Raw genomic sequence first — 12,697 nt, 5'->3', positions numbered from 1 at the left:
TTTATATTTCTCCTGTCTTAATCGTGTGCGGACCGCTCCGATTGGGTAAGAATGTGAATATGATGAATTGCATTCCCGGGAATCTGACGTTGAATTATCGCGCCGAGTTTTTCCTCGAACGGTAAGCGTTTCGGCGCGCTCACTGCGGCAAAGGATAGTGTGGCGGCGGTCGGAACGCGTGTCTGACGGCGGCTGCGCCAGTGGGGTCGTTTGGTGGGTCAATCGGGGGCTCAGTCAGGGGGTCAATCGGGGGCTCAGTCAAACTGACCCCCTCGCGCGCGGTAAACCTGCAGGTAGAGGTCGATGTTTGTGGCTGTTGCCTCACCCGGATTACCCCCGTAGGGGCAGTAAGAACACGTGATAGGCGGGGGCTCGCGGCTAACCCGCCGGCGGTCTCGGTGGATGTCCCGGGATCTCTTGCTTCTTTCTTGCATTTATCGATCGGGACTTTTTCCGTACCGGAATTCGGGTGAATAGAAGCACACGCTGGCCGGCCGGCGTCGGTCGAAGAAATTCACTTTAGTGCGGTTCGGGATCATCCTGTTCTTGCCTTGCCCGATTATTGTTGCCCTGACCTGCCGAAATTCATCAAAAAACTGGTGGAACCGTATTGAATTCCCGAGACGAGTCGAGATAGCGTCGACCCGCACCCCGGGGAATTGCACACCATCGAACCGAAAAACCCGCCCCGCCACCCGTATGCAACGATGCACGGCTGCGGCGCATTACCGGAATTTCGCAAAAAGGAGACACCATGGCATCACCCGCCCCCTCCACGCCCGCCACGAGTACCCGTCTCGGTAACGGTGAACTGCGCCGCATGGTCGCCAAAGTTCTCGCCGACAACCCCACCGCCGAATACACACCCCGGGAGGTTGCGAAACGCACCGGCCATTCCTCCGGTGCCATCGGAAATGCGATGAAAACGCTGGCCGCCGCCGGACACGCCGACCGGACCAGCAGCAAACCCCTGCGCTACCAGGCCAACACCACCACCGCGCAGGCAGCGGCCGGAGCGCCCCCGGTCGCCCCGAAACCGGCCACCTCCACCCCGGCCACCCCGGCGGCAGAACCGGCCGCCAGCCGGGCGCGTAAAGCCCCGGCCGCACCGACCGGCACACCGGCGGCACCGGCGCGGTCGGGGTCGGTGGTGACGCGCCCGAACGGGCAGCGGTATCACGTGCGGCAGTTGGCCGGGCGCGCCGATGTGGATGTGTTACGCACGATGCGCCATTACGAGGTCCCGGTCCTGCTGTACGGCCCACCCGGAACGGGCAAAACCTCGTTGATCGAGGCCGCCTACGGTGACCTGCTGACCGTGCAGGGCGACGGGGACACCACGGCCGCCGATTTCGTGGGCGAGTACACCCAAAACCCCGACGGCACCTTCGTGTTCGTGCACGGCCCGCTGATCCGGGCGATGCGCGCGGGGAGGGTGCTGTTCATCGACGACGCGACCCTGATCCCGCCGACGGTGCTCTCGGTGGTGTACCCGGCCATGGACGGCCGCCGTGAAATCGCGATCAAAGCCCACGGCGGCGAGGTCGTAAAAGCCGAGCCCGGGTTCTTCGTGGTGGCCGGACACAACCCCGGGGTGCACGGCGCCATCCTCTCCGACGCCCTCGCCTCGCGGTTCGCGTTCCAGGTGCAGGTCGGTTCGGACTACGACCTCGCCGGACAGCTCGGGGTCGACAAACGGGCGGTGAAAGTGGCGCGCAACCTGGCCGCCCGCCACGGCAAGGGCGAGGTCGGGTGGGCACCGCAACTACGCGAACTGCTGGCGTTCCAGAAAATCGCCACCGCCACCGACACGAACACCGCCGCCGCGAACCTCATCGGCTCCGCCCCCGAGGACGACCGCCCCTTCGTCGCCGGTGTGGTCCGCGCGGTGTTCGGCACCCCGCTGGAACCCCTGGCCCTCGGCCCCCGCATCTAACACCCCGCCGCCCGACTACACCCCGGAAGGAACCCGCCTGCGATGACCGGCCACCTGATCACCGACCCCACCACCACACCCACCCCGGCCCCAACCCTGGACGGTTGGGATGCCCTGTCCGCCGCACTGACCGAGGAGGCCCCGCCGATCGCCGACCGTGACGACCTCGTCGTCACCATCGCCCCCGGCGCGGCGCACGGGCACCCGGCGGTGTTCATGCCGCACCGGGCCGCGATCGAACTCGACGGCACCCTCCTCGGCATCGACCCGGCCACCGTGCGGCCGGACCGCACCAGCGACCGCGCCCGCTACGCCGCCACGTGGGGTGCGTTCGTGCACGAATGCGCCCACGCCCAACACTCACGGTGGGAACCCCCTACCGTGGCGAACCCCGCCGTGGTCGAGGCCGCCATGCTGCTGGAGGAGTCCCGGATCGAGGCCGCCCAAATTCGGCGCCGCCCCGATGATCGGCACTGGTTGCGCGCCAGCGCGACCGAGATCGTGATCGGTGACAACGGAGGCACCGATGCCGCTACAGCGATTCCCCCGACCCCGTACTCGGCTGCCCACAATGCCGCCCTGATCCTCGGACGGGTGGACGGCGGCATCCTCGAACCGGCCGAAACCGCGCCGGTTGCGCAGGTGATCGAGTCCATTCTCGGCACCGACACCCTCGACCAACTGCGCGCTATTTGGCGGCAGGCCCACACCGTCGCCGACGACGACACGGCGACGATGATGGAACTCGGGCATCGGTGGCTCGACATTGTGGGGCCGGACCCGCACGCCGACCCGGCCCCGAACTCGGTGTTGTCGGCCGCTGTCGGCGCTACGGTCGCCAACGTGGCGGCTGCGGTGGCCGCACAGCCGGTTCCGGTCGATCCGGCCGACGCCGCCGCCACCGCCGAGCGGGAGGCCGAACGCGTTGCACGTCACGCGGCGGCCCAGGCGCGGGCCGTTTTCGGTGACGGTAGCGGGTTGGGCCGCACGGCCAGTTCCCGCAAAAGCCGCGCCCCGCAGGCCGACGAACACGCCGCCGCCCGCGTGTTGGCACGCGCGTTGAACACGGCGGCCCGCCGGGAGCGCGCCATCGTGAAAACCACCTCGGCGCTGCCACCGGGCCGGTTGCGGATGCGCGGCGCGCTGGCCCGGGAAGCTCAACGTGCGGCCGGGGCCATCCCGACGGCCGAACCGTTCACCCGCACGACCCGCAAATCGGTGCCGGTGCCGCCGCTGCGGGTCGGGATTGCCTGCGACGTATCCGGGTCCATGGATGACTTCGCCGGGCCGGTGGCCTCGGCCGCGTGGATCATCGCCCGCGCCGCCGAACTGGCCACCATGCCCGCCGCGACCGCCACTGTCACCTTCGGGGCCTCGGTGAAACCGATCACCTACCCCGGCACCGCCCCCGCGCGGGTCACCCAGTTCTCCTGTCCCGACTACCTGCACGCCATCGACCAGGCAATCGAGACCCTCGACGGCGCCCTCGAACTGTCACGGCCGCAGAACACGCGCCTGCTGGTGATCATCTCCGACGGCTACTACACCGGCACCAACCGCGACCACGCCCAGAAACACCTCAACCGATTGCACGCCGCCGGATGCGCGGTCCTGTGGCTGGCACCCGACACCGGCCGCGCACCCAACCCCCTGGACGGGGCGACCGTGCACCTGATCAGCAACCCCGCCACCACCGCCCAGGCCATCGGACGCGCCGCCACCGCCGCCGTCAGGACCGCCTGACCCCACACCGCCCCGGGGGCGCGGCACCCCGCGCCCCCGGGGCAGCAACTACCCGCCAGACCGAACCCCGCAGCCAACGAACGGCACCCAGGAGCAACAGCATGACCAGCAACACCCGCGAAAACCTGGACACCGACCACACCACCGAACTGCTGCACCGGCAGCAATACGAGACCGCCGACCGCGCCGCCGATCTCGCCCGCCGGTTGGGGGCCATGGCCGCCGCCCTGCGCGACGGCGACCTACCCGACACCAGCGAACCGATGGAGTTCGGCGCCCGTGACGTGGACTCCGCATTCACCGAGCTCACCGACCTACGCGCCGATGCCACTGCCGCCGGTCACATCCCCGCCATCGACGCCCGACTCCTGCCGGTCACCCCGGCGGCGGTGGACCCGGACCAGGCACTCGCCCGGTTCCGCGACCTCCAGTACCGCATCCACGAAGAGCGCAACACCTACACCACCCGCCCGGACGGGACCGAGGACCCCAGTGCGTGCGCCGACCACCACGACCAGCTCGAAGCGCTGAGCGCCGAGGCCGCCGACACCATGGCCGCCCTCGACGCCCACCTGTCCACCGGCGGGCGGCTGCCCGCCCTGTGGGGCGACGCCCACCCCTGACACCACCAGCGCCCGGCCCCGGTATCGGACACCGGCCCTGCCCGATACCGAGCCCCTGGTGGTCACCACCACATCCGAAGGAGAGACAGAACAATGAACCACCCCGACCCCACGCCAGCCACCATCACCACAGCCCAGTCCGTATGTCGCGCCGCCGACGCGGCGCGGGTCCGGCTGACCACCGCGTTCGCGCTGCCGTTCGGACCGGTACGCGAACAGCGCATCACCGAGAGCGTCCTGGAACTGATCGCCGCCGAGGTCGGCGCCCGCAACCCTGCCATCGCTACTGTGCTTCTGGACTGGGAGCCCTACGGCGGACTCAGCGTCTCGGGGCTCCGCGACCGTCACGGCAACCCGATCGACGATCACGACCTCACTCTTGATATCACCTTCTACGCCAGCGATATCCGCGCCACCGCCGACACCGCCCTCACTGGTTCGCGACCGCACGAACCCGGTCTCTTCCGCCTCGACCTCACAGCAGCCATGACATCGGCAACCCAGCCACCGGGCATCGTTGCGGCACACACGCTGCGCGCGGGGCAGCGACTCGATCATGGCAAACGGGTACACGCGGTGACCGGGCGTGAAGACCACCTCGATATCGCCTTCGACGACGGCACCTGGTGGTGCGATGTCCCCGCCCAGCATCCGATCACCCTCTGGGATGGGAACCCGAGCACCCGCCGCTACCCGTTCACGTTCCTGGCCACCGACGAATACAGGATCCACCGGCGCGAAACAGGCCACGACCCGACACACCGGCCCGGGGCGCCCGAGTACGAGAATCCACCGACGCGCACCCCCCGTGTCGGAGATCGGGTCCGCATCACCGGTCTGCTACCCGGCGACCCGGCCCCTCTCGACCTCGGCGCTACCGGAACCGTTACCGGGTTCGGCGCGCGGTATGCCGGGCAGATCTTTGTCGACTGGGACAACGGGCGCGCACTGATCCTGCTCGACAGCGACCCGTTCGAAATACTCTCGGCCGAGTCCGCCGCAACACCGTAGGCCTCCACCCTGCGGCGCCCGAGTTCGCCGACGGCGGGCCGTGGCCACTGCGGCCGGTCGCCGCAACACCTGCCCACGACAGTGTTGGGGCCGCCCCATCAGGGCGGCCCCAACACTTCGGCCATCGGAGGTTCAGTCGTCCTCGTTATCGTCCTGGTTGCGATGGGCGGCGGCATCGGCGCGGTCGGCGAAACCCGACGTTGCCGTCGGCGAGGACGGGTCCCGTTCGGCCGCGGCGCCGATCCGGTCGGCCGATTCACGATCCATCCATTCCCTACTACCCATGGCCCAACCTCCTTACGAGTGTGAACACCGCCCCGATACGGGTCTCGGGACGAGGTATGGCTTCGGTCCGCTGCGTGGACTATTCCGGCCGGTAGCGGACTCGTGGTAGTCGGAGGGAAACATCGGCACGGAGGCCAGTGCAACGAACTTCCGGCTACCCTGTTCAAGGAACGTCCCCCCGAATACACCGCTGCGCCCTGCGCGAGGAGCCGGTGGCGACTGCCCGTCCCGACTCTCCGGGTGATCTGCCCTCTACGCAGTCTCCAGTATCTCGCTGGTGGGTAACCTCCGGCAAGGCTGTTGTGGTGAGTTTTGTGACTGCCCGGCATCCTTCTGAGCAGCGAAAAGGGCTCGGCGACACGATGTCGCCGAGCCCCAGTTCGCCGGTCGGGTTGTCGAGGTTTCAGGTGTTATCGATCCGGCTGGCGAGCCAGTCGAGGACATCGCGGACGCCCTGGTCGTAGCCGGTCTGGTGCACACCCGAGGTGAAGAACTCCGCGGCGTCGCCGCCTTGGCGGGCGAGGTCGGCCATATCCGACAGCGCGGCGCTGGTGGCGGGGTCGGTGCGGGCGGTGAGATCGGCGGCGAGTCCGGTGAGCTGGCCGGCTCCGTCACCGACGAGCGCTGATGCGGCGGTTGCCGCGAGATCGGTCGCTACCGGGGCGAGTCCGGTCAGCTCGAGGCCGGCGCCGACGGGATCGCCGGCGGCGAGTCGGTCCACGGCCCGCCAGGCAACCTCTTGGGCGAGGCCGATATTCGTGGCGATTCGGCCGATATCGACCCGGGCGACGATATCGACGACTTGCGCGGCCACGGCGGTCCAACCACTGGGGTCGGCAGCAGCGGCCAGCGACAGCGCCCGCGCCACCAGGCGCAGGTCGACCTCGTCGGCAACCTGGACCAGCGGGTTGAACAGGTTGTTGAGCTCGCCGCTGATCCAATGCGCGCCGGGAATGTCACCGGCGAGCACGGCGTGGGGGAGCCGGGCGACGTTGTCACCGATCGAGGGAAGGTTCGCGGTGAACTCGGCCAGCCCGCCGAGCACGAGGATCACCTGCCGTGCTACCGACGCCGGATCCAGCACGCCAGATGAACTCGCGGCGGCGGGATCGTCGAGCAGTGCGGTGTTGCCGGTGAACGCACGCCCGACCGCCGCGAGGGCGGGCGAGGTTTCCGGGGAGGTGGCGCAGTAGAGGTCGCCGGCCGCACATACGGTACGGATACGGTCGGCGAGGCTGCCGAAGTCCTCGCGCGGACCGGCGATTCCCTGCCCGTACACCGGTTGGCTGAGCTGTGGTGTGCGCGGGTCGCGGTTCGGGTCCGACAACAGCCCGGCGGCAAGGACCCGTGAGTCGGGGATCGGGCCGCGGCCGTGCCCGATCCCTGCGAGCACATCGCCGACGATGTCCGCGCCTTGGGAGTACCCGGCCAACACCACCTGCGTGGTCGGGCACAGCCCGGCCAGTGCCCCGGATAATGCCTGCACGCCACCGGATTCCGACTGCTGATACGGCGCGGGTGCGGCGGCGTACGGCAGGGACCGCACGTCGATATCGGCGCCGTAGCGGGTGCGTAGGCCGTCACCGATCGGCGCCAGCATCCCCACCGCCGCGCCCGGGTCCGCGCCGGGGGTGGTTTCCCCAGTGCCGGGCACCAGGACCGCGGTCCAGCGGGGACAGGTGCTGGTATCGGTGGGTTCAGCGCTGGCCACCCCGGTGGTGGTTGTGAGGGTGGCGGCGCCGATCGCGACGGTGGCGGCTGCCGCTACCAGCCGCGCGATCCGCGGATTTGTTGCCGTGCCATGACGGCGTATGGGGGCACGTCGGGGTGTGTGTCGGTGGTTGAACATGAAGGGCTCCCAGCGGGTGTCGTGTCCGGTCGTGCGGGCAGGTGGTGTCGCCGTACCGGGGACTCCGGGTTTTGCGACGCCTTTTGGACACGAGTGGTCGGCAAACCCCGCCGACCACGCCACACGAGTTGCCGGACACCGCGCTGGGCGGCTCGGGAGCCCCGCTGGAGCGAGGCGAGTACGGAAAGAGGGGCATGGATTCTCTTGGCCTGGAGCCGAAGACGGGAGCCGCACACCCTCGGCAAGGGGGTGCGCGGCTCCCGGGTGAAGAGGCTGTGTGGGTCAGGGCTGTGCGGGCTGGGCGAGCATGAACTTCTTGGGTCGTTCGGTGGTCATCTGTGCGACCCCGGTACCGACCAGCCGGAGCAGGGCGTTGTAGACGGCGCCGGACGAACGTCCGCCGAGGGCCTTGCCGATCTGATGCGGCGAGAACTCCTGCCCGGGGTGATCACGCAGGTGATCCTCTACCAGCCCCCGCAGCGCCCCAGGAGCGAGTTTGCTCACCTCCGGTGCCTGCTCGCCGTCGGCCTGTCCCGGCGGTTGCTGCCCCACACCGGTTTCGGCGCAAGCGCCGGTGTCGGAGTCGGTATCGGTTTCGGCGATTGGTTCGGACGGGGCGGTCTCGGTCGCAGGTTCGGTGTCGGCGTCGCCTGTATCCGAGGTGCTGTCGTGTTCGGGCGGCTGTCCCGAGCCGGAGGGTTCGGGTTCGGGTTCGGTGCTGTCGTGGGTTTCGGTGGGCAGTGCCCAGCGGGCGGCGGAGCGGGGGTTGGTGTCGTTGGTGTGGCGGGTGACGGTGCCGTCGGTGGCCCACTGGTTGAGCAGTTTCCGAGTTTTCGACTGGCTGATACCGGCGGCGATGGCCAGCTCGGTGGCGGGTGTGGGTTCGGTGCCGATGACCGCCCAGAGGGCGTCTTCGACAGCGGTGCGGGCATATTCCGTCGTGGAATTGGACATGACTGGTCCTCCAAGGAAAGTGGTGGCTGGTGGTGATGTTTCGTCATGTCCCGGCCGGGACGGCACCCCGGAAAATATTGGATTCGTTGGGCGCCGGTATCCATGGACGCTCGATACGGGGTGAATTGTCAAGCGGAATCGGAGATAAGCAGCCATGGCGGTGTGGCCGATGTGTGGAATCGGTGAATATTCGCGCGGGGAACTGTTTTCTCGTGTCTCGGATGCGGGGTTGACAAACGGGCGGCCATCGAGCGTTCATTGGTGCGGAAACCCCTGCGTTTCGGTATTCACGCCGAACGTGGAGGCGACCTGCCCCGGCCGGGACATCGCACACGGTTCACTCACCACTGATATCCGGAGACGAGTCATGTCCACTGACAATGCGCTTTTCGATATGTCCGGCCGCACGACAGCGGCCCGAAACATGGTGTGCCTGCGGTTCGAAGGTTTCCTGACCAATCAGTGAGGGTGGCCCCGACCTCGCCCTAATACGGCCCGAATTCTTGGAGTGTTTCTGATGGATACCACTGTTCTCATCGCGCGTCTGGACGAGTCGTACACTGTTTTCGGCACCGGCGAATTCGTTCACCGGGTCAGAGAAGTTGTATTCCAGGTGACTTCAGCCGATGAGTGCAACCACCGTGACGGCTCGATCTGTACTGGGTGCGCTCCGTCGTGGCAGCTGGACTACGAATTCGACGAGCCGTTCCCCTTCGAGCGTGTCCGGCGGGTCACTGTGGCGGAGCTGATCGGGGCGGGACGGGTGAAGGTGGGCGATCGAGTCGCCAGTCCCGAGTTCGACGTCACGGCGGTAATCACCGCCTGCGGTGGATTGATGCTGCCCGACGGCCGCATCTTCACCAACCCTTCCGCCGCCGCCCACGCCGCCCGAGCTGCCTCCGCTGAATAACACCACGGTCCACCTCCTGACCCGCGGTCTCCCCCTTTTTTCGGGAGACCGCGGGTCGCTCATACGGAGTGCATCATCCGAGCCATGGCGGCTACCTCTGCCCTGTAGATCTGATTCACCCGTGTTGGTAATCCTCGGACGGCCGGTGATACGACCAGGGATGCTCGTTGCGATTGGTGTGGCGATTCTGTTGTCAGCAGCCAGTCAACTCCCGGTTGGTGGCCCTACAACGGGGAGTTGACTGGCCGTGAAAGCAATCCTGTCGCAACAGGAGTGGCGTTCAACAAGCCGCACGCATGGGGCTTTTCAGTTCATCCGCTAATCCAGTGGTTGTGCGGCCATCCAGTGAAGAATAAATTCGCACCCCTTCTCGGTTAGCTCGACCTGCTTGGAGTTCAACCGTGACTCCTGTTCAGAAAGTACCTTGCTGCGAAAGGTATCCCGGAATTCTATGAGTCCATCGTCGAGAAGGTTCGTAAATGCCCACGTCATCGGTTCATAGATACGGATCCTACCGCCCTGGATCATACTTTCCTGGTCCTGAAGTGTTATCCGCTCCGGACTCCAGCCGTCTTCTAACCACTCCTGGGGAAGCCAGGGGTCGTTATCGTCAATGAGGCTTTGTACCCACTTCTTTGTGTCATTCCACCTACGTATAAATGCCCTGAGGAGCTGTCGTTCGAGGTCCGTGTACCGATAGTTTAGAATGTCGAGATTCGCCTTATACTGGAGCATCGCTTTGCGGTCGATGTCACCATGGTCGAATCGCGTGTGACAGGTGGGGCATAGCGCGATGAGATTGATGAAAGTGTGCTGCTTGACCTTTGCCCATGGCGTTATATGGGCCAGTTCGACTGGTGTCTGGCGGCATGTCGGGATGGCGCATCGGTGGCCGGCCTCGACGAGAACAGAGCGCCTGAGTTCGGCGGATATTTCCGGTCTTCCTTCGGGCATCAAATGATCTTATGTTGCAAGCTGGGTGAGTCGGGCTCGGATATTTGTGCTCGCGTCGGTCATCGCGTCGCTGGTATCGCGATGTCTGCTGGGTACCGTGTGGTCACGGATCGGTGGTGTTGCGATATTGCTTGCCCCAGGGCAGGGATTCGGTGAACAGGTGCTGGGAGGTCCAGGTGTGGGCGCAGTGGGCACAGAGAGTGTCGTGGTGGGTGCATTGGCGGGGGTCGGCGAGGGGGATGTCGACTTCTTCGATGTGATGGACGAGTTCGGTGCTGTCGGGTGGGATGTTGGCGAAGTCGACCAGGGCTCTGACGGTTTCCGGTGGCTTCATTCGCGATCTCCCTTCGAAACGTGACGCTCCGCGCACGGCAGCGGGTCTACAGTTGCGGGTCGGGTGCTGGGGCCAGGGCGGCGGGCCGGGTTGCCGCGTAGTAGTCGTCGCCGGGCCAGCGGTAGTCCGAAATCTGCACGGGCTGACCGAAGGTCGGTGCGTGCAGCATTTTCCCTGCGCCTAGGTAGAGGCTGACGTGGTGGACGTCGGAGGCAGTGCCGTAGAACAAGAGATCACCAGGCTGGAGCTGGTCTTCCGGGATGCGGGGACCGGTGTGGACTTGGTCATAGGTGGTGCGCGGGATCGTGATGCCGGCTTTGGCGTAGGCGGCTTGGGTGAGGCCGGAACAGTCCCATCCGCCGGATTGTTCGGGTCCGTTGCCGCCCCAGACATAGGGTTGGCCAAGTTGCTGGCAGGCGAACGAGATCACCGTCGCGGTGGTGGGGTTCGCGGCCCGGATGTCGGTGCAGTCGCCGCTGCCGGGCGGTGGTGTGGTGGCGTGGGTGGAGTAGCGGTCGGCTTGAGCGAGGACGTCACGGACGTACCAGTCGGCGTGGTTGTAGGCGAAGATCGCCGCATACAGGTCGGCGGGTGCCCCGGAGTCGCACAGGTAGTGGGCGGCGGCATGGATGGCATCGTGGGGGTCGTACCGCGAGGGCGGCGTCGCTCCGCCCGGTGGTAGTGGATGGCGGGCGACGACGGAGTCGAAGGTCGGGGCGAGGAACTGCATCGGCCCGCCTGCTCCGGCGAAGTTCTCCCCGGAAGCCACACCTGGTAGTGGTGAACGGCCGTGGTCGGTTTCGACCTTGCCGATCGCGGCGAGGATCGACCAGTCCAGGCCGGGACACGAGCCGGCGCCTTGCTGGTAGAGCACCAACATCTCCGGTGGGATATCGGTGAGCGCTTCGGTACTCGGCGCAGTACCCGGTCCCGGGGTGGGAGTGTGGTCGAAGACAGCGACGGTGGCCACGACTGCGGCGATGACGACCGAGCAGAACACGACCGCCGCCGCGCCCGCCCCGAGTGCCTTGGCGAACATCACCGTTCTCCCTCGACGCTGGGCGGATGGGGCGCAGGTGCAGGCAGCACTGTGGGGCCGTCGTCGGCGGGCGCGCCCGGCGTGCCGGTGGATGCCGGTGCCGAGAGGAGATATGGCCACGCGGCCGGGAGCCGGTGCAGCGCAACACGTCCGCCGCTGGTGTCGTCGAGTGCCAGCCATACCCGGTCGGCGGGGCTGGGATGTGGGGCGGTGGGGTCGAGGAGGTCGGCGGCGGCAGTTGCCACCGGCACTGCTGCGGGGTCGGGTAGCGTGCGCCAGGTGTCGAGCAGTGCGGGCCGGGCGGTGGTCTCGCGGCGGGTGGTGGGCACCCACAGCAGGACGGGGGTGATGATGCCGGTGGAGCGGGCGAGTTCGGCGTAGCCGGCTAGTTTGTTCGCCACTGTGGACAGGGTGATGGTGCCGAGGTCGTATTCGAGGAAGAAATCCAGCACCGTGTCGGGGTGGGTGTAGCGGCCGTAGGCGTCCGGGCGTACAAGGTCGCCCCAGAGGCGGCGGCAGCGGGTTTCCGACCACCACGCCAGCACCCGCCCGCCGCCTGGTGCGGTGGTGAGGGCGGTGAACCATTCGTTGACGCCGACGGTGTGGGCCAGGTGCAGGCTGTGGGCGATGCCCATGGCCTGTTCGTGGCGGTAGTGCAGGTCACGGACCTCGACACCGGCTTCGGCGGCCAGCACAGCGGCCCCGGCCGGGGCGAGGACCCAGTGCACGGGGGCGCTGCCGCGGGTACGCAAGGGCCGGAACCGGTCGAGGACCCTGTAGCGGTACAGCGTCAGGAGGCGGCTGCGTGCCTTGGCGTAGGTGGGGAATCCCAGCGCCGCGAGTTGGAGGGTGGTCAGGACCCGGTGCTCGTGCAGCATCCGCAGGATCCACCGATCTCGGGTGGTGAGTCGCACGACCAGCCGGGCATGGTCGGTAGCCGGTGCCCGGCCGGGCCGGGGGGCTCGCAGGTCGGACTGGCGCAGCGGGCGATTGATCATGTGAACCGACCTCCGAAATGTCGAGCAACGGTGCTGGCCAAAGCGATTACTGCCGTTTGCG

General features: G+C 67.3%; 12 protein-coding genes. 5 read left to right on the top strand and 7 right to left on the bottom strand.

Annotated elements, in window-relative coordinates; translation table 11 throughout:
• Window positions 1-754 precede the first annotated feature (754 nt).
• The 4 genes from NS6_RS18635 (at window position 755) to NS6_RS18620 (ending at window position 5,313) form a co-directional block, all read left to right on the top strand.
• Window positions 755-1,936 (top strand): AAA family ATPase, encoded by a 1,182-nt coding sequence (locus NS6_RS18635; RefSeq protein WP_068043533.1) that lies wholly within the window; start codon window positions 755-757, stop codon window positions 1,934-1,936.
• A 42-nt stretch (window positions 1,937-1,978) separates the two neighbouring features.
• On the top strand, window positions 1,979-3,679 hold the full coding sequence (locus NS6_RS18630; protein ID WP_068043531.1) for a VWA domain-containing protein: 1,701 nt from the start codon (window positions 1,979-1,981) through the stop codon (window positions 3,677-3,679).
• 101 nt (window positions 3,680-3,780) lie between these two features.
• On the top strand, window positions 3,781-4,302 hold the full coding sequence (locus NS6_RS18625) for a hypothetical protein (RefSeq protein ID WP_068043529.1): 522 nt from the start codon (window positions 3,781-3,783) through the stop codon (window positions 4,300-4,302).
• 93 nt (window positions 4,303-4,395) lie between these two features.
• On the top strand, window positions 4,396-5,313 hold the full coding sequence (locus tag NS6_RS18620) for a hypothetical protein (protein ID WP_068043527.1): 918 nt from the start codon (window positions 4,396-4,398) through the stop codon (window positions 5,311-5,313).
• A gap of 132 nt (window positions 5,314-5,445) precedes the next feature.
• Here the strand turns inward: NS6_RS18620 and NS6_RS34830 are convergent, their stop codons facing one another.
• From NS6_RS34830 to NS6_RS18610, 3 genes are all read right to left on the bottom strand, one after another.
• Entirely contained in the window at window positions 5,446-5,598 is a 153-nt protein-coding gene (locus NS6_RS34830; RefSeq protein WP_157112827.1) for a hypothetical protein, read from the bottom strand.
• A gap of 403 nt (window positions 5,599-6,001) precedes the next feature.
• Window positions 6,002-7,447 carry a cutinase family protein gene (locus NS6_RS18615; RefSeq protein WP_068043524.1) on the bottom strand — a complete coding sequence of 482 codons (1,446 nt, stop codon included), beginning with the start codon at window positions 7,445-7,447 and terminating at the stop codon, window positions 6,002-6,004.
• Between the two features lie 282 nt (window positions 7,448-7,729).
• On the bottom strand, window positions 7,730-8,401 hold the full coding sequence (locus NS6_RS18610) for a hypothetical protein (protein WP_068043522.1): 672 nt from the start codon (window positions 8,399-8,401) through the stop codon (window positions 7,730-7,732).
• A 517-nt stretch (window positions 8,402-8,918) separates the two neighbouring features.
• On the opposite strand from NS6_RS18610, the gene NS6_RS18605 reads away from it, so the two are divergent.
• Window positions 8,919-9,311 carry a hypothetical protein gene (locus tag NS6_RS18605; RefSeq protein WP_068043520.1) on the top strand — a complete coding sequence of 131 codons (393 nt, stop codon included), beginning with the start codon at window positions 8,919-8,921 and terminating at the stop codon, window positions 9,309-9,311.
• 318 nt (window positions 9,312-9,629) lie between these two features.
• On the opposite strand, the gene NS6_RS18600 is transcribed toward NS6_RS18605, so the two are convergent.
• From NS6_RS18600 to NS6_RS36250, 4 genes are all read right to left on the bottom strand, one after another.
• Window positions 9,630-10,265, bottom strand: coding sequence for an HNH endonuclease (locus NS6_RS18600; RefSeq protein WP_084471187.1), 636 nt, complete (start codon window positions 10,263-10,265; stop codon window positions 9,630-9,632).
• 103 nt (window positions 10,266-10,368) lie between these two features.
• Entirely contained in the window at window positions 10,369-10,599 is a 231-nt protein-coding gene (locus tag NS6_RS18595) for a hypothetical protein (protein ID WP_068043516.1), read from the bottom strand.
• 46 nt (window positions 10,600-10,645) lie between these two features.
• Entirely contained in the window at window positions 10,646-11,638 is a 993-nt protein-coding gene (locus NS6_RS18590; protein ID WP_068043514.1) for a C40 family peptidase, read from the bottom strand.
• Entirely contained in the window at window positions 11,638-12,636 is a 999-nt protein-coding gene (locus tag NS6_RS36250; protein ID WP_068043512.1) for a replication-relaxation family protein, read from the bottom strand. Before NS6_RS36250 ends, NS6_RS18590 begins: the two co-directional genes overlap by 1 nt.
• Between the last annotated feature and the right edge of the window lie 61 nt (window positions 12,637-12,697).

The organism is Nocardia speluncae NBRC 108251, assembly GCF_001613245.1.
Classification (GTDB): Bacteria; Actinomycetota; Actinomycetes; order Mycobacteriales; family Mycobacteriaceae; genus Nocardia; species Nocardia speluncae.
This window is presented reverse-complemented; position numbering and strand designations above follow the sequence as displayed.

What these genes read in the sequence shown, in the direction of transcription:
- NS6_RS18635 (WP_068043533.1), top strand. Translation starts at nt 755, where the DNA reads ATGGCATCACCCGCCCCCTCCACGCCCGCCACGAGTACCCGTCTCGGT.
- NS6_RS18630 (WP_068043531.1), top strand. Translation starts at nt 1,979, where the DNA reads ATGACCGGCCACCTGATCACCGACCCCACCACCACACCCACCCCGGCC.
- NS6_RS18625 (WP_068043529.1), top strand. Translation starts at nt 3,781, where the DNA reads ATGACCAGCAACACCCGCGAAAACCTGGACACCGACCACACCACCGAA.
- NS6_RS18620 (WP_068043527.1), top strand. Translation starts at nt 4,396, where the DNA reads ATGAACCACCCCGACCCCACGCCAGCCACCATCACCACAGCCCAGTCC.
- NS6_RS34830 (WP_157112827.1), bottom strand. Translation starts at nt 5,598, where the DNA reads ATGGGTAGTAGGGAATGGATGGATCGTGAATCGGCCGACCGGATCGGC.
- NS6_RS18615 (WP_068043524.1), bottom strand. Translation starts at nt 7,447, where the DNA reads ATGTTCAACCACCGACACACACCCCGACGTGCCCCCATACGCCGTCAT.
- NS6_RS18610 (WP_068043522.1), bottom strand. Translation starts at nt 8,401, where the DNA reads ATGTCCAATTCCACGACGGAATATGCCCGCACCGCTGTCGAAGACGCC.
- NS6_RS18605 (WP_068043520.1), top strand. Translation starts at nt 8,919, where the DNA reads ATGGATACCACTGTTCTCATCGCGCGTCTGGACGAGTCGTACACTGTT.
- NS6_RS18600 (WP_084471187.1), bottom strand. Translation starts at nt 10,265, where the DNA reads ATGCCCGAAGGAAGACCGGAAATATCCGCCGAACTCAGGCGCTCTGTT.
- NS6_RS18595 (WP_068043516.1), bottom strand. Translation starts at nt 10,599, where the DNA reads ATGAAGCCACCGGAAACCGTCAGAGCCCTGGTCGACTTCGCCAACATC.
- NS6_RS18590 (WP_068043514.1), bottom strand. Translation starts at nt 11,638, where the DNA reads ATGTTCGCCAAGGCACTCGGGGCGGGCGCGGCGGCGGTCGTGTTCTGC.
- NS6_RS36250 (WP_068043512.1), bottom strand. Translation starts at nt 12,636, where the DNA reads ATGATCAATCGCCCGCTGCGCCAGTCCGACCTGCGAGCCCCCCGGCCC.